17 protein-coding genes and 1 pseudogene are annotated in these 16,794 nt (G+C 48.1%); 15 read left to right on the plus strand and 3 right to left on the minus strand.

The genetic code is table 11. The features are described 5' to 3' along the window. On the minus strand, positions 1–676 hold a 676-nt coding region (locus IQ235_RS03405; protein WP_502652427.1), incomplete at its 3' end, for an HlyD family secretion protein. A gap of 174 nt (positions 677–850) precedes the next feature. On the opposite strand from IQ235_RS03405, the gene IQ235_RS03410 reads away from it, so the two are divergent. The 10 genes from IQ235_RS03410 (at position 851) to IQ235_RS03455 (ending at position 10,092) form a co-directional block, all read left to right on the plus strand. Further along, positions 851–1,090 carry a hypothetical protein gene (locus tag IQ235_RS03410; protein WP_264320093.1) on the plus strand — a complete coding sequence of 80 codons (240 nt, stop codon included), beginning with the start codon at positions 851–853 and terminating at the stop codon, positions 1,088–1,090. Between the two features lie 1,148 nt (positions 1,091–2,238). Beyond that, on the plus strand, positions 2,239–2,457 hold the full coding sequence (locus IQ235_RS03415; protein WP_264320094.1) for a hypothetical protein: 219 nt from the start codon (positions 2,239–2,241) through the stop codon (positions 2,455–2,457). Positions 2,458–3,238: 781 nt separating this feature from the next. Beyond that, positions 3,239–3,484, plus strand: a complete 246-nt coding sequence (locus IQ235_RS03420) for a hypothetical protein (protein WP_264320095.1) — start codon at positions 3,239–3,241, stop codon at positions 3,482–3,484. Between the two features lie 197 nt (positions 3,485–3,681). Beyond that, positions 3,682–3,921 (plus strand): hypothetical protein, encoded by a 240-nt coding sequence (locus tag IQ235_RS03425; protein WP_264320096.1) that lies wholly within the window; start codon positions 3,682–3,684, stop codon positions 3,919–3,921. Positions 3,922–4,001: 80 nt separating this feature from the next. After that, on the plus strand, positions 4,002–4,457 hold the full coding sequence (locus IQ235_RS03430) for a helix-turn-helix domain-containing protein (RefSeq protein WP_264320097.1): 456 nt from the start codon (positions 4,002–4,004) through the stop codon (positions 4,455–4,457). A gap of 1,029 nt (positions 4,458–5,486) precedes the next feature. Next, a complete protein-coding gene (locus IQ235_RS03435; protein WP_264320098.1) occupies positions 5,487–6,197 on the plus strand; it encodes a COP23 domain-containing protein in 711 nt (236 codons plus the stop codon). Positions 6,198–6,368: 171 nt separating this feature from the next. Continuing rightward, positions 6,369–7,841 carry a tetratricopeptide repeat-containing S1 family peptidase gene (locus IQ235_RS03440; RefSeq protein WP_264320099.1) on the plus strand — a complete coding sequence of 491 codons (1,473 nt, stop codon included), beginning with the start codon at positions 6,369–6,371 and terminating at the stop codon, positions 7,839–7,841. Between the two features lie 594 nt (positions 7,842–8,435). Beyond that, entirely contained in the window at positions 8,436–8,660 is a 225-nt protein-coding gene (locus IQ235_RS03445; RefSeq protein WP_264320100.1) for a hypothetical protein, read from the plus strand. 340 nt (positions 8,661–9,000) lie between these two features. After that, positions 9,001–9,552 (plus strand): pentapeptide repeat-containing protein, encoded by a 552-nt coding sequence (locus tag IQ235_RS03450; RefSeq protein WP_264320101.1) that lies wholly within the window; start codon positions 9,001–9,003, stop codon positions 9,550–9,552. An 87-nt stretch (positions 9,553–9,639) separates the two neighbouring features. After that, complete coding sequence (locus IQ235_RS03455) at positions 9,640–10,092, plus strand: SRPBCC family protein (protein WP_264320102.1); 453 nt, start codon at positions 9,640–9,642, stop codon at positions 10,090–10,092. Positions 10,093–10,166: 74 nt separating this feature from the next. Here the strand turns inward: IQ235_RS03455 and cobA are convergent, their stop codons facing one another. Next, positions 10,167–11,735 (minus strand): uroporphyrinogen-III C-methyltransferase, encoded by a 1,569-nt coding sequence (cobA, locus tag IQ235_RS03460; RefSeq protein WP_264320103.1) that lies wholly within the window; start codon positions 11,733–11,735, stop codon positions 10,167–10,169. 274 nt (positions 11,736–12,009) lie between these two features. On the opposite strand from cobA, the pseudogene IQ235_RS03465 reads away from it, so the two are divergent. Together IQ235_RS03465 and IQ235_RS03470 are read left to right on the plus strand one after the other, a co-directional pair. Beyond that, a pseudogene (locus IQ235_RS03465) lies at positions 12,010–12,105 on the plus strand (transposase family protein); the annotation flags it as partial. A gap of 188 nt (positions 12,106–12,293) precedes the next feature. Next, the gene (locus IQ235_RS03470) at positions 12,294–12,638 is read left to right on the plus strand and encodes a histidine kinase dimerization/phospho-acceptor domain-containing protein (protein WP_264320104.1); all 345 of its coding nucleotides are present in this window, start codon (positions 12,294–12,296) and stop codon (positions 12,636–12,638) included. Here IQ235_RS03470 and IQ235_RS03475 read toward each other — a convergent pair. Next, entirely contained in the window at positions 12,635–12,835 is a 201-nt protein-coding gene (locus IQ235_RS03475; protein WP_264320105.1) for a hypothetical protein, read from the minus strand. The two genes, IQ235_RS03470 and IQ235_RS03475, sit on opposite strands and share 4 nt — an antisense overlap. Positions 12,836–13,422: 587 nt before the next feature. Between IQ235_RS03475 and IQ235_RS03480 the strand changes: the two genes are divergently transcribed. The 3 genes from IQ235_RS03480 to IQ235_RS03490 form a co-directional block, all read left to right on the plus strand. Then, positions 13,423–13,842 carry a hypothetical protein gene (locus IQ235_RS03480; RefSeq protein WP_264320106.1) on the plus strand — a complete coding sequence of 140 codons (420 nt, stop codon included), beginning with the start codon at positions 13,423–13,425 and terminating at the stop codon, positions 13,840–13,842. Positions 13,843–13,950: 108 nt separating this feature from the next. Beyond that, on the plus strand, positions 13,951–16,287 hold the full coding sequence (gene recJ, locus IQ235_RS03485; RefSeq protein ID WP_405196634.1) for a single-stranded-DNA-specific exonuclease RecJ: 2,337 nt from the start codon (positions 13,951–13,953) through the stop codon (positions 16,285–16,287). A gap of 30 nt (positions 16,288–16,317) precedes the next feature. Next, the coding region (locus IQ235_RS03490; RefSeq protein WP_264320107.1) for an aldehyde dehydrogenase family protein at positions 16,318–16,794 on the plus strand (477 nt) is incomplete at its 3' end.

Genomic DNA, 16,794 nt, shown 5'->3' on the forward strand with positions numbered 1-16,794 from the left:
TGGTTCCATCGGCGGGAATTTCCAGCGCCCCGTCTTCTAGCTGGGTTTCGATTTCAATTAAGGCTGTTGCTTCGTACTGAATTTGACGTTCGAGTTGGGTTTGTTGCTTGACCAAATCCTGCCACTGTTTTTGCAATTCTTCGGCATCGAGAGGGGAAGATCGAGTCAGTTTGTCCAGGGCTAAAGCAACGGTGTAGTTGGAGTTTGTTTCATTTTGTACCCCAGTGGAACCGGCAATGGCAATCCATTCCGATTTTTGCAAAATTTGCGATCGCAAATCTTCAACCCGAACTTGTACTTCCCCCAATTGGGTTCGATACATTTCCACATTTGCTAATCGTTGCTGCTGCTGGGTTTGCAGAGTCCGAATTTGGGGCGTTTCGCCTGTTTCCAAATAGGCGAAGACTTCTCCCACTTCTACCTCTTGGTGCTCTGTTACTTCAATGCTGCTGACGATGCCATCAGTTCGGGCTTGGATGAGTTGCAATTCCCATTGAGGACGGACGCGCCCGCTGGCTTTAACGGTCACATCATATTTGACCAGGGCAGACAGAACCACCACAGCCCCCAATACTCCCACCACCAGAAGTCCCCCGATGCTTGCCCAACGACTGACAGGAGGTAGAAATTCTTCGGTTTGAAGGAATGGGGGATCCGATCCGAATTGATTCGACATGATGGCAAATTTTGATGGGTGTTGCTATCACGTTTTTACAAACTTCTTGTCAAAGTATCCGGATTTTTTCGGAGATTGAAGATTTATGGAGTAACGGGTTTAGAAACAATCTGAATTCGCCATTTCAAATCGATCTGTGCGATCGATTTCCTTGACATAAATATGGAGTCTACTATGCAACTAACAGATCCCAAGTCAACAACCGTCGAAGGGACAGCTATGCCGACGGCTCAGTCTGGCGAAATGTTTGCCGATTTGACAACGGAAGAAGCTGCAACGGTCAATGGTTCTCATGGCTATCGTTCTAGCTATGGTTACGGTTACGGTTACGGTTATCGCACGGTGTCCTACTATCGCCCCTACCGTCGTTCTTACTACGGTGGCCGTCGCGGGTACGGCTATGGCTGCTACTAATCCCAAAGCCGTTTAATTGCTAGTCTTTAAAAATGGACTCTAGTTTACTAGATCGTCCTGCTTGTAGACCTCCCTTTTCCTATTTAGCTCGACTCGGAAAATGAGATTTTTAAATCTCCCTACCAGAGAGAGGAAAGGGAGGTTATCTATTGTTTTGAGAATATTTAAAGTATCTATAGCGGTTCTCACACTCATGAGGTACAAAGTTTCTGGTGTGAGGGAATGAGAAACGGAGAATAGGGAATAGAATTTGGGTGTACTTCATTAATCTAATGATTGCTATAAAATCTCCTGTTTTTACAAATTGACGGTATTAAAACATAATTCATTTCATCAAACCGATCGTATCTGATGTTAATTCATTCTAGCTAAGCTTATATGTTTTTAGATTTTTCGTCTTTATATTGTAACTATTTCCTTGCTTATCAACCTTTATGATAATTTTTAAAAGCGGTTTATTAACGATGTTAGAGCGCTCGAATAAAAATATTTTTTTAATCTGAATTAATATTTAAAGTTAAATCGATCGGGTTTTGACTTCTGAGATATAACTAAAATCCGATCGAATCAAAATAGTAAAAATATTGGGCTAGCAACCGCACGGGGTAGACAAGGGGCACTACCCCTACTTATCAAAACCAGTGTGATGGAGATTTTTGTGCACAAAGTCTATCACCTTAGTCGTATATCCGATTTCCGTTTAAAATCCCCCTATCGAACAGCATACCCGAAAAAATTATGCTATTGCATATCATTTTTTATTCGTATGTAAAATAATTAGACAAAAAATACGAGCGACATAAACAACAGAGTCGAGTATATTTTTTTGAAATTTTGTTTGCGCAAAACAGAAATAAAGAACGTCATTTCTTGAACTTTAAAATATAAGAAATTACCATTTTTAAAATAAAAGTTTTTTTGTTGGAATAATGTGAAACTTTCTAGAACTCATACAATGAAAGAGGATTCGACATTGAAAACTCTAAAAAACAAAAAAATTCCTGAAATAATATTCAAGATAGCCTCCGGATCGTATCTACAAAATCAGGAATAGTTAATAGAGCTTGTCCCCATTAACTGGGTGAAAGCCAATCGAATCACACGATTCATAAAGTTCACGAATTGCACTCACTCACAAGGAGTTCGAGATGAATACAAACGACAAAACTCAACTGTTTACCGAATTGACAACAGAAGAGTCTTCTACCGTCAATGGGGCCCATTCTTCTTACTACGGCTATGGTGGCTACCGTCCTTCCTCCTATGGCTACGGTCGTGGTTACAGCCGTTGGAATCGTCCCGTTAACTACGGCTACAGCTACAGCAGCTATGGCTATGGTGGTGGTTACCGTGGTGGTTGCTATTAATCCCGAATCTTCAACGAGGTTCGTACCATTTCGTTAGCTAGACGGGTTCAGTCATAATCCTTCTCGTCCGATCCGGGTGCAATACCTTTTTTAATTAACCCTTGAAGTCCTTGCGAAGAGCATAAATTATTTTTCCTCGTAAGGGCTTTAAAAGGGTATAGAGATCGGGATTTTCGATCGTAGAAGATTAACGCTATCTAATTTTATCGACCCCAAAGAAAGATGGAAAAACCTAGAATACTGGGGAGATGCGATCGAGGTACGACATATTAGACAAAGCAAGCCCGAGTATCGACCTCTAGATTAAACATATATTAATTAAATTTATCCCGATCTAAACCACTTCTTTTGAAGAAATAGGATATATTGACTAGAAGAATTATATTGATAAGGGTCATCTAAGTCAGACTCTGGTCTGAGTTCAAGTTTAATGCAGGTGTTAACCTGTAGGCTAGGGTTGCATCCTCAATATCCCCCTAAAACAGCAGACTTCAATCGAGATCGTCGATTGATTTAACTCGTTCGTTCTATAGAAATAGAGCGAGCATAATTTGTTAATCGAACAAAAAAAACTCAGACTATACCTTTTATATTTATTCAACAGAGCTGCGATCGCTCTGCTTTGTGCATCAGAAATAGTTGTTGCGAAAACCAGCAAAAATTTAGATTGCAAATTCTCCGGATTTTATTCGTTTCTCCCGAAAGATGGATATAGCTTTTACCGATCGGTTAGAGCACAAGACACGCAAATTTAACTCACGAATATGGAGTAAATTACACCATGCAGATTTCTCAAAGAAACAATCTTTTCACCGAACTCACCACCGAGGAAGCCGCTACCGTCAATGGCGCTCACGGCTACTACTACTACCGTCCTCGTTATGTCAGCTACGGTCAAGGCTATGGCTACGGCTACGGCCAAGGTCAAGGCGGCTATCGCGGTGGAACGACAAACGTGACTCAAAACGTGAACGTGCGCCTCGTGGTTGCTGGAGAAGAGATTGAAGATGTCACCATCAACCAGTAAGGGTGGAGTTCGGACAGAGGACTAGTAACATCCTAGCCGCTCTGCCCTCTCTCCCTGGGTTGGAGTCACACCCATAGTCCGAATCCAAACTTTCTATGGGTGGGGTCTTCAGGAGAATTAAGAACGATTGAATGAGTCTTGGTTCTCCTACTTTCCCAAAAATTGCTCTGCAATGAGTTTATTATCGCACAGGCATCATGAACAAGATCCAAAAACCACAATCGAATCCGTCGCTATTTTCGGATTTATCTGAAGACGAAGCCGCCACCGTTAATGGCGCTCGCTGTTCGGGATATACAGGTTGGAGAGGCTACTCGAACTATGGCTACCAAAGCACGAACTATTATCCCAACTCGAACCAGAGTGCCTATGCCTATGGCGACGGGCACCATTACACCTATTACGGTGTTGCCAATCCTTACTATCTCCTGGGTTAAGCAGAGATTCTGCGATCGAAATCCATGGGATATTCCAATTTTTTCCAATGTTGTAAGCGTTCACATTCTCGGGGTGAGGTATGCCTCCAAAAGCGCACCTAAGACCACATTTAACGGTTGACGAGCTAAAGTCTCGCTACCGACATGTCAAAGACACCACTGAAGCCAGACGATGGCATCTTTTGTATTTGATCGCCCAGGACTGGACGATCAAACAAGCCGCTCAAGTGGTCGATCTCAATTACGATTACGCCAAACAAATTGTCCGGCGTTACAATCACGAAGGTCCAGATTCGGCGCTCAATCGCAGTAAGATGCGACGAGCTTCTTCTCGCTCTCTTCTGACTCCCGAACAACAGGCAGAACTCGCTTTGGCTCTACAACGTCCCGCACCGGATGGGGGACGCTGGTCGGGACCGAAGGTTGCACAGTGGATTGCCAAAAAAACGGGACGCAAGCGAGTTTGGCCCCAACGCGGATGGGACTACCTTCTTCGATTCTTTCTGCATCGGAAAGTCTCATTTGAGATCGACTGAGTTGAAGGAGCTAGCTAGAAAACAATCGACAGATAATTTTCGCGATCGCACTCTCGATCTGTCAAATTTTTGTTGACAGTTAGATACATCAGGTGAAATCAAAATACGCTCGCGCTTGCTGGCGCTACCTGTCAATTTTGAGTTGACAGACATCCGAGCTGCAAATTTGTCGATCGGGCTGCATTTTAGTGAGGGTTTCGAGCTGAAAATGAAGGTCTCTAAAAATTGCTTTCGATCGAGTTCTAGCAGCATACTGTTGAGAACCTAACGAACTGATTGAGCTGTATGGGTTGGACTTTATATTTCAACCCAGTTATTGCGTGCCACTTGGATTGGATATCGTCAAGCATTTCTATCAAACCATCAGTTGATGGGTTTAACGATCGATTGTATTTCAGCGTTTAAATATAATGTCCTAAAAAAAATTAAAAACTAGTATTTGTAATTAAATTTGTCAACACAATCGTATGACGACTATGAAATGAGTTTTTCGATTGACCTTGCCAACCCAACCTTGTAAGCTGTTAATCTTTACTCTTTAGTCAATTTTTATCGTATTTTTCGAGCGATTGCGCGTTTTCTATTTGATTTCAAGAAGCAGGCTTTTAAACAAAAAATGAAAAAAATAGATAGATATTTAAATATAAAATAGGACGAATAAAAAATTATAAAATATTTGTTTTCAACGTCATCAACCTCAAAGTAAGTGTTCAAGCTTTGTAACTAAATATTTTAATATAGCAATTCTCAGTCTTGTGAGGTACACCCAAATTCTATTCTCCATTCCCCATTCCCCATTCCCTAAAATCAGAAACTCTGTACTTCAACAGATTGAGAACCGCTATATTTATTGTTATTTTCTGATTTGATTTGTCGATAAAAATAGATTTTAAATTTTTCCGGATTCAAAAGAAGAGAACTTGGAAACTAACTCAGAGAGGAAAATATCCCATCAATATATTTATAAAAACTGGGAAAAAACCTTCTCAAAACCATTCGAGCGAAAACAAATAAGGAGTGTCAACACTAATGAAACTATCTCGATCGATCTCCGCTTTGACTGTTGGAGTCATGGCAACAAGCACCGCAATCGCGATGTCAGGGTCTGCCGCCCTCGCACAAGACGTCACGATTTCGGATGATACACCAACTACAGAAACCAGTGTCGAAGAGTATTGCCATGAGAATGTCTGCGTTCAAATCGAGCGATCGCAGACTGAAGAATACATCCCCTACACTCCCGAAGAGGGCGAAGAGTTTTCGGAGTATCCGTCAATTTACCCATCTTATCCCGTTGTCGAGCCTGTCGCTCAAAGCGAACCTGAGGACTATTTCTTCTGCGCTGACGATGGCTACGGCGTTCCCACTACTTATATTTCCACGGAAGGGAAAAACTTACCATTAGTGCGTTGGGTTTCCCACTACTTCGCCGGTTCGGGTTACGACCCCGAAACTCGCTGCGATCGAGTTTCCGAGCGATTCAATCGGTTTTATGAAGCCGGAATCCTCAACTACATTACCACTGGGTATGTCAATCGCCTTCCCGTGGTGTGCGTCTCCAGTGAGATTGGTGGCCCTTGCACCGATGTCTTGTTCACCCTGAAGCCGGGGGCAGATGCCACTCAAACCATCCAGCAACTGTTTGACGTGCGCGTCGGACAAGCGGGTCCTCTGCAAGAAAGCGGTTCTCGGACTTATATCAACTTGAACCAGCACGTTCGGGAATTGGCAAACCGCTAACCGAACTTAGGGGAAGTTCGGAATTCGGAATTCGGAATTCGGAGTTCAGAAAATAGAGGAGGAGATGCTGGTTGACTGACCCATTCAGCGTTCGTTGTCCGTTCGCTTTTCCCCTCTTTCCCTGAGTTAGGGTCAAAAGTCGATCGAATTTTCACGGGTTGAGGTAAAACTATGAGCGCTTTTTCAAAATTCCCGGTCTTGTTGCTGGGCTTACCGGCGATCGTGATGCAAGCTGAAGTTGCAAACGCTTATTCTGCCGAAGAAATTCACCAAATCGCCCGAGAAATTTCGGTCACGATCGACGGACAAAACCCCGGTTCGGGATTTATCGTTGCCCGCGAGGGTAATACCTATTGGGTGCTGACGGCGAAACACGTGGTTGCCACCGAAGATGAGTACTATATTATTGCCCCAGATGGCGACGAGCATTTGCTCGATTACCGCACCGTCGAGAAGTTGCCGGGGGTGGATTTAGCGCTGTTGCCGTTTACCAGCGATCGCTCGTACCAAGTTGCAACTCTAGCCAACTACGCCGCGGACGAACTCGATCGCCCTGTTTTCACCTATGGCTGGGTGACGCGCGATCGGGAAACACTATTTACCGCCGGACAGATTATCAGTCGGGATTTTGCCTTGGGGGTGACCCGAAATCCCGTCGATCGCGGCTATAAGCTGTTTTACACGAACGTGACGGAAAAAGGGATGAGTGGCGGTCCGGTACTCGATCTCGAAGGTCGAGTGGTCGGCGTTCACGGACAAGCGGACGGACAGGAACTCTACGACGAAGACTTAGGCGGGTTAGTGCGCGTTAAGTTGGGGTTTAGTGCCGGGATTCCCACGACCAAAATGCTGCAAGTGGCGACCCAATCGGGAATCGACCTCAACTGGCAAGTCACGGCAACAACCCCCCGCCCGATCGGATTTGAAGAACAACTGTCCCTCGAACCATTTTTAGCCGTCGCACCGCCACCAGACAGTCGCAATGCGGTGGATTGGTCGAACTGGGGCAATCACCTTTACCGCACCCGGCAGTTTCCCACGGCTTTGGAGGCGTTCGATCGAGCGATTGGCCTGCAACAGAATTTTTATCCCGCCTGGTACCAGCGGGGAAATGTCCTGTATGCCCTCAACGATCCTTGGGCGGCGATCGGGGCATTCGATCGAACCTTGCAAATCGAACCGGATTTTTACTGGGCGTGGCGCGATCGGGGGGCACTTCTCTCGACCTTGGGAGATATCTCCGGGGCGCTGGTTTCCTTCGATCGAGCCTTAGAAATTCAACCCGACGACCACGTCATTTGGTATATGCGTGGAAACTTGCTCACCCAAGAATTGCGCCGCTACGACGATGCTCTGCGCTCTTACGATCGGGCATTGGAAGTCAACTCCGAGTTTGCCCCAGCCTGGATGGGACGAGGAAAAGCCCTTTACGAGTTGGGAGAACCGGATACAGCCCTGGCTGCCCTCGATCGGGCCGTACAACTGGATGGGGAATTAGTCCCGGCTTGGATTTTACGGGGTTTGGTACTGGCTTCCTTAGAGCGTTACCCCGAGGCGATCGAGTCCCTAGAAGCCGCCCAACGCCTGCGACCGAGCGATCCGCAAGTTCGCCGCTTGCTTGAGGAACTGGGTCGGTTTTTCTAGAAAAACGAGTATTGATGGCCCCATTGCCGCATTTTCGGCAAAAAAGTTGCGCGAAGGTACCAAATAATGGTCAAATATATAGGCGCAACTGCAGGTGCAGTTGCAAACGTTCTAAGGGGGCGTGGCGGAATGGTAGACGCTACGGACTTAGAAATCTGGGCCTCGAGCGAGAAATCTTTCGAGTGAATGCTCTCAAATTCAGGGAAACCTAAATCCGACTGCGGACAAGGCAATCCTGAGCCAAGCCAGAAAAATTGTTCTGGAAGGTGCAGAGACTCGACGGGAGCTACCCTAACGTCAAGCCGAGGGTAAAGGGAGAGTCCAATTCTCAAAGTCTCGATCGATCGAGACAGCAGCGAAAGCTGTGGGAGGATGAAAATCCGTTGACTGGTGACAGTCGTGAGGGTTCAAGTCCCTCCGCCCCCATCTTAAAATTTGCCGACGTTAATTTGTATTTATCGCTGTTTGTATTAAGAAAAATGCAAGTTTTGTTGCGTTTTACATCCGGTCGCGTTCTAGTAGGAAGGAATACAGTTAGGATATGAATCGGAAATAATAATTAAGTTATTCGCCAATGCTCTCAAGGAGATCTGAATGACACCTGTAATGTTGCGGCAGCTCTGGTTATCGATCGAAGCCACTCAGACGAACGTGCTGTTAACCCTCGACGATCCGAGTCTGGTACAATGGCTGATGAAACAGTTCAAACAGGAGAGAGCGCTAAATCGGGATGAAGTTCACATCCTGAGTGATTATATCAGCTCCAAAATCCTTTTGATTCGTGACTTAGCACATCAGCGGCTAATAACAGAAAGCTAAAACGCAAATTCTTCGGGTAGCGATTAAGTGAGTTAAAACCGCACTTTAAGCGGTTGCAGTCAGTATTCTCAGAAAATGTGTAGATCGCCGTTCTCAGGGTTGTTCTATCAAGACAAAAGTTCGCTCGCTCGTTCGGGTTGTACCGTTTTGAGCGATCGAAAGAATTTGTCGAAAAGAGTCTGAATCTAACTCTCTGGTACCGATTTGGAGGATATTGTCGGGGTCACTCGATGAAGGTTGCGTTTTTGGAGTTGACCTTCTAAGCGCTCTAAAACAGTAAGCATGAAGGTTCGAGGCTCCAATTCTTTGTTGAAAGACTCCCAATACGCTAGAGGTGCTCATGAATGAGAAAGAGCTTCTAGAGCGCTATGCCAGTGGAGAAAAGAATTTCGAAAATGTCGATTTGAGGGGAGCCGATCTAAGCGGGGCAACGCTGCTATTTGTCAACCTCAGCGGGGCAAATCTTAGTGATGCTCGACTCAGCGGCGCAAACCTCACTGGGGCAAGACTCAGGGGTGCAAAATTAATTGGTGCTGACTTAACTTGCACGAGTTTAGTCAGCGCTAATGTTATCGAAGTCGATTTGCGAGGCGCGAACCTCGGCGGCGCGAATTTGAGCGGTGCGAAACTCAGAAAAGCAAACCTGGGCGGCGCTCATCTAATTGGTGCTAACTTTCGCAGTGCCAATTTAAACGGTGCCAGTTTGGAACGAGCGAATATGAAAGGCGCTCGGCTCAAAGGGGCAAATTTGAACGATGCGGATCTCGAAGGGGCAGATCTCGAAGGGGCAAATCTAATCGGGGCAGAGATTGATGGAACCAAATTTACCCAAGTGAATCTCGCCCGCACGATCATGCCCGATGGGAAACTCGGAACTCCCGTTGCCACCTAATTGCGCTTGGGTATTCTCCAAAGAGTTCATATTTGTTAACATTGGAAGAATCTCGTTCCTCACTCTTCCTTTGTGTTCTGAGACTGTATGACTCCGCTTCAAGTGTTCGAACAATCCATTCAAATTGCGGCAAGTTCCACTGCCGTCGAAAGATGCTTCACGGATCTCGAATTGATGCACCGATGGCTCAATCCGGCTTTGCGATGCGAAGCCGTTGGGGAATGGAGTACCCAAATGGGTGCCAAAAGTCGCTTTGTTATCAAAATTCCCATCTTGCAACCTGCTTTGTATAGTGAAGTCGTCGAGCGAAAACCGGGTTTAGTGGTGTGGCAGTTCAACGGATTCTTTACCGGATGCGATCGCTGGGAATGTTTCCCCCAGACAGAAGGAACTCTGCTTGTCAATCGCTTCGAGTTCAAAATTCCCAATCCGATCGTTCAGTTTGGTTTCGATCGCTTTGCCGCTCGGTGGACGAAGGAGGATATGCTGGCTCAGTTGCGTCGTCTCAAGCGGGTTGCCGAGGAAACTTACCATCGATAGAAGAGAGGGGGAGACGCGGTGACGCGGAGATGGGTCTAAGTCCCTGTTCCCCGTTCCCCATTCCCTACTTAAGATTACCGAAGTTTTAAGAGCGATCGATACAAACCTTCCATGGTGTATTCTGTCGCTTCCACATCTACTCGTCCTAACAGTTCCCGACAGGTTTGTGAGGTTTGAGGCCCGATGGACGCAATCCGAACCCCTTCTAGAGAAATGCGAGCTGCACCCTTAATGAGTTGGCAAAAATACTTGACGGTTTTGGAGCTGGCGAAGGTAATAATATCGATGTTGTTTTGTTGCAGCGCGGCAAGGGGTTCTGGGGGGATGAGTTTCGGACAGCGCGACTCGTAGGCAGCAACTTCAACCACCCGTGCATAGCGATCGTTCAATTGTCGAACTAGCACTTCGCGTCCTCCAGATTCCACTCTCGGAAACAAAATCCTTTGACCCGCCACGGATGAGGGAAAACTTTCCACTAAGGAATCGGCAACAAAGTTGGGGGGAATCAAATCTGGCTGTAGCCCGTGCTGTTGGAGGCTGCGGGCGGTTTTTTTGCCGACAACGGCAATTTTGAGGTGGGCGAGGTGACGGGCATCTTTGCCCCCAACAAACAAGCGATCGAAGAATGCTTCGACTCCATTAGCCGAGGTGAGAACCAACCAATCAAATTCATCGAGTCGATCGATACTGCGATCCAAATCTTGCCAACTGGAGGGAGGAACGATTTCCAAGGTGGGCATCGACATTGCCGTAGCCCCGGCAGAAATCAGGCGATCGCTAAATTCGCTCGATTGTCCGACCGACCGGGTAATGAGAATGGTTTGCCCCATGAGTGGTTTGTGGTCGGTATCTCCACGATCGAAACTCGATCGATCGCCCCTTTCTCCCAAGCCCATCGATGGCAATTCGATCGGATAGGGGGATTGCAAGCACTCTCGCAACCCTACAACTTCCCCAATAACGATCGCGCAGGGGGAAAGAGACTCGCCTTGGGTGCGCGCGAGGATGTCGCCGAGAGTTCCCGTCCAAATTTGCTGTTGCGGTCGCCCAGCCCAGCGCACGATCGCGATCGGGGTTTGAGGAGATCTGCCGTATCGTTGCAATTGTCCCAGGATTGTGGCGAGATGAGTGCCACCCATGAGAACCACCAGGGTATCGATCCGCGCCAAAGCTTCCCAATCTAATGCCGCTGGATCGTGACCGCTGAGGGTAGCAAAACAGCGACTCAGAACGGGATCGGTGAGGGGAATACCTGCCAGCAGGGGTGCTGCGAGTACCGAAGAGATCCCCGGTACCACCTCAAAGGGACAGTTCGCTGCAATTAAGGCTTGAATTTCCCCGGTGCAACGGCCGAAGATGAAGGGGTCGCCGCTTTTGAGCCGTACGACTTGCTTGCCTTGCCGGCCATATTTCACCAACAGTCGATCGATTTCTGCTTGTGGGGTACTCGGCTGTCCCCCTCGTTTGCCTACATTCAACTGCAAGCAATTCGAGGGCGCCCATTGGAGTAAAGCATCGTCGGCGAGGGCATCGTATACCAAAACATCCGCCCGACCGATCAGGTATTTTCCCCGCACCGTCAGATAATCGACACTGCCGGGCCCGGCTCCCACAAGGTAAACTTTGCCTGTTGAGTCACTCACGATTTCTTGGGTGGGATAGGACTTGGGATGGTGGTGCGGCGATCGAGAAATTATTTTTTAATGGCTTGCCATGCAATCCAAACTTGCCAAAAGAAAATGGTGCTGACGACTAGCGCGACCGTATCTTGAAAAATCCAGTAGGGACGACTCGTGAAAATATCAAGCATGACTCGGTTTCCTGAATTCAACGTACCTGACCGAACTCGAATCGGATTCGATCGAATTGTACGGCAACTTATTATAACGTCGATGGGAACCCCCGGATACAGCTAAACTTCCGAACGGTATCCCATCTCACGACACGATAAGCCACGTGTTTGCTCGGCTTGAGCCGTCTCAATTACAGGAGTGCTTTGTCAGTTGGGTAAAAGTTAAGATGCGTTTGCCCTGGGATGGGTCTGAGAATAAGTGGCTCGATCGAAGTGAGTTTGCTATTATAATGAATTACGAATTTTGTCAATTTTGATGATTTTCGTTTTTTACAATTCCCTTTCGTACGACTCTTGACCTGAAAGCCATCGGCATTCAAATATTACCGGCTCATATTAGCAGATCCCCATGACAAACTCCGATCGAATCGACCCTCAGTCGATAAATTCTCATACCAGTACAGATTCCCAGATCTCCGATATCGCTCACGAGTTTCGGACGGCTCTCAATACCATTTTGATGTCGGTAGAATTGCTGACCGAACAAGAATTATTCGGGACTCAAATCGATCGAAAGTATTACTTACAACATATCCGAGGTGCGGTAGAGAATATGAATGAGTTATTAATTCAAAGCGAGTCGAAAGCACAACATCAAACTTCATCGATCCCCTGGACTTCTTTTGTGGATAACTCATACCGAGTGGGATCTCGCCTGGTGAGTTCCGAGCGTCCCGAATCGAGTCGGACTTAATCCATCACTTTAATTCGTCCTTTTAAAACCGCTCTGAGCAATCGATTGGTCGCCAGAAGAGATTCTTCGTCTAAAGACTCCTCTAACAGTACGGTCATCAATCCATAGCGATCGGTTTTGGTTAGCGTCCCCGTATCGGCGACAGAGGCGACAATTTCAGAAAGTGCATCGGGTAGCAGTTGCAGTTGGGGCAACATGGATGAGTAGCTTCAACTCGACTGCACTATTATACTGCGTGTTTTTACGCAACTTGCGTATTTTTACGTAAAAAAATATAAATTCTCGATTTTGGTACTCGACAGGTGCTCGTAATAACACTTAAATAAATGGGTGACAGCGTTGTCGCACATCATTCACATCATTTTTGTCGTAGAGTCCTCGGGCAAAGAAACCGATCCATCTTTTCAGCGTCTCGTGAGTAAGCGGTTAGGTATTTAAGGGCTTTAGCAGACTTTAGAAAAGAGAGAGACAGAAACATTCATAAATTTTAAATGCATGACTCGATGTACGAGAATGCAATAATTTAAGGTTCGATCGTTTTGGAATTTAAAAAGGTTAATCAAAAAAAGATCGTTTCCAGACCATACTTTTAAAACAATCGCACCTCGAAGTTTTTAATCCTTTTCAATGGATAAGAGCAAACGGACACCGAAAAATCACAACCAATCGAGGGAAAGTGTTACAGTAAGCCTAGTGCCATATCCGAATCGAGTGATGGGCGAGATCGCTAGCTCCGAGTCACTGGCTGCCCAATATTTATCTAACATTTGTAAGAGGTGCTCCTATGTCCGAAGCACAACAAGAACCCACCCCAAACGTGTCTGGTCCAATTGCAAAAATTAGAGGGAGTATCAGAAACTTGTTCGCAAACTGGAAAGTGAGAGCGGGGATTATTGCCGGCTTAGTCCTTACCGTTGGTATGGGGGCATTTCTCCTCAATTTCTTCTGGAATCATCTGGTTGCCGAACAAGGCATGAGAGTCTGGTCTTCTAGTGCCGACGCTCGTCCCATCGAATGCATGATCGAAGATACCAACGCCGACGGCTATGTCAGTTGTAGCGCCATGCTCAAAGGGGAAATCGTCCCCCTCGAATGCGGTGCGAGTATCTTTAACCTGGGTTGCCGCGTCAATTACGGTGCTGCTGCCGCGCCGCCGTTGCGATCGGCCCCCACTGTCGGTGCCGGTGGTTTGAACGTACGCTAATATCTCTGTCAAACGAAGGGGGCAACGGAAGCAGGGGCGAAACCCTTAACGATTTCTCCCCTTTCCCGTCCCTCTTGTCTCCCCCTCTCCCCCCATCCCTAGCCTGCCTTGTCTGCGATCGCCTCTAAAACCACATGGCAACTCGTCCCGCCCGTAGAACTCCCGGAAGAATTTCTGCGCGAAGTCCAACGCTATGGGGGCGATACCGGCGAGCACTTGGCGACCCTGCCGTGGAATCGAGCAGTGCGGAATCTCCAAAAACTGCCAGGATTTCTCGATCCCCAACACTACACCAGCACCGATCCCTTCGAGTTCGGTTCGGAAATGCACCAGGCGGTAGAACGGTTGGGGCAAGCGCGACATCGGGGGGAGAAGGTGACGATTTGGGGCGACTTCGATGCCGATGGAATTACGTCAACGTCGGTGTTGTGGGAAGGACTGGGGCAATTTTTCGATACCCAGTATCTGGACTACTATATCCCCAATCGCCTCAAAGAATCCCACGGTTTGAACTGCGAGGGAATCGATCGCCTCGCGAACGCGGGAACCCAACTCATCGTTACCTGCGACACCGGCAGTACCAACCTCGAAGAAATCGCCTACGCCGCCTCCCGAGGGATCGAGACGATCGTTACCGATCACCATACGCTGCCAGACGATCGCCCTCCCGTTGTCGCGATCGTCAATCCCCGCTATCTCGCCGAAACTCATCCTCTGTTCCACCTCTCCGGTGTTGCCGTCGCCTACAAACTCGTCGAAGCCCTCTACCTCACCTTCCCTACTATTCCCCAACAGCCGCTGGAGGAATTGTTAGACTTAGTGGCGATCGGGCTAATTGCCGATTTGGTGCAACTGAGTGGAGATTGTCGCTACCTGGCGCAGATGGGGATTGGCAAGCTGCAACAACAACTCAGCAATCCCACCCGTCCCGGTGTGGCGAAACTATTGGAGTTGTGCAAGCGAACGGGCGATCGCCCCACGGATATCTCCTTCGGACTTGGCCCTCGGATTAATGCCGTCAGCCGAATCCAGGGAGATGCTTCGTTTTGCGTCGAGTTACTCACCAGCCGCGATACCCGGCGTTGTAACGAGTTAGCCGTGGAAACGGAACTGGCAAACGCCCGTCGTCAGGAATTACAACGAGATGTGATGCAGCAAGTTCGGCAGAAGCTTTCCCGACTGGATTTATCTACCACCTGCGCCATCGTTCTCGAAGATCCCCAGTGGGCCCCTGGAGTATTGGGATTGGTTGCCGGACAGATTGCCCAAGAATACGGACAACCGACGATTTTACTGAGTCGAGATCGTTCAGATTTCGAGGATGCAGACGAATCGACCGTCCAATTTGCTGTCGGTTCGGCGCGATCGGTCAACGGGGTAGATTTATATCAACTCGTTAAATCCCAAAGTCATCTTTTGCACCGGTTTGGCGGTCACCCCTTTGCGGCGGGGTTAAGTTTGCCGGTGGAGAATATTCCCCTGTTGGTGGAAGGGATCGATCGCCAGTTGCGCCAGAAAATCGATGCTGGGGAATATACTTTGGGGGCGATCGTCGAGGCGGATTTGCAAGTGACGGTGTCGGAGTTGGGAAAGGAGTTATTTCGGGAGTTGAAACATCTCGAACCCTGCGGCATGGGGAATCCGGTGCCCAAACTCCTGATTCGAAATTGTTGGTTCGATCGGGTTTGGCATCGCAACATCCAAGACTCGAAAGGGCGCAAAGTGAAATATATCAAAACCGAGTTCTCTCTTTGGGATGAGTCGGCAGAGGAGGGGTTTCCCGGTATTTGGTGGGGTCATTACAAAGATGAAATTCCCCCAGGTCGCTGCGATGCGATCGTGGAACTGGACTACAATACCCATAGCCAAAAACGTCGCTACGAAGTGCGGTTGATTGCCGTGCGATCGAGCCAGCATGCTGGGGAGTTGGGGCAAGTAGACGACTCCGGACTACAGATTCTCGACTGGCGATCGTCTCAAGAAAATCAAACGGCCGATGTCCCCGTCCTTCAAACCTGTCCCGCCAGTTGGGATGAATTGCGATCGTGGGTGCGAGAGGCGACGGGAGGGACTCGAGAGTCTCCCATCGCCATCGGCTACCCGCCTCCGGAAGTGGTGACTCCAGAACAGGTCTGGCAGCAGTTAGTGGGAATTGCCAAGTTTCTCGCCCGCACCGAAAAATCAGCGACTCTAGAGCAACTGCGTCAGAAACTGGGTATTGGCGATCGATCTCTGGAATTCGGACTTCAATTTCTACCACAAATCGGCTTTTTTGTCAAACAAGATGAAGGTTTGCTATCCTTCACCTTCTCCCCCGACTCGCCCGATCCAGACGAGGCGATCGAGATTCACCCATTTCTAGAAGCCGTTCGCGAAGAGCAATTCCGCCGCCAGTATTTCTCCCAAATTTCGTTAGAGATGGTGCGATCGATGACAGTGTTATAGCAGCCGCCACAGTTGTAGAGTCGAAACATCATGAGCCAACCCATTCCCGTTCGCAATCCCCGTACCGGAATCACCGACTACGAGATAGTGCCCCCTACTGCCAACGAATTGGGGGAAGTCTGCGTCAATGTACGCCAAGCCCAACCTGCGTGGCAGCAATTGGGGGTCGAAGGGCGGATTGCAGTGATGCAGCAGTGGAAACAGGCACTGCTGAAGCGAAAAGAGGAAATCGTCGCGGCGCTGGTTGCCGATACGGGAAGGCTGTCCGAGTCGGTGATGGAAATCGATGGAGTAATTTCCAGTCTCGATAGCTGGTGTCGGTTAACCCCGCAAATTCTAGCGGCCGACACCGCCCAACCCACCGCCATCCCAACCATCGAACTGCAACAGCAATGGGTTCCCTATCCCCTCGTCGGTATCGTCAGTCCCTGGAATTTTCCCTTGCTGCTGTCCCTGATTGACGCGATTCCCGCCCTGCTTGCCGGGTGTGGGGCGATCGTCAAACCC

It is taken from the genome of Zarconia navalis LEGE 11467, assembly GCF_015207075.1.
Classification (GTDB): Bacteria; Cyanobacteriota; Cyanobacteriia; order Cyanobacteriales; family Geitlerinemataceae; genus Zarconia; species Zarconia navalis.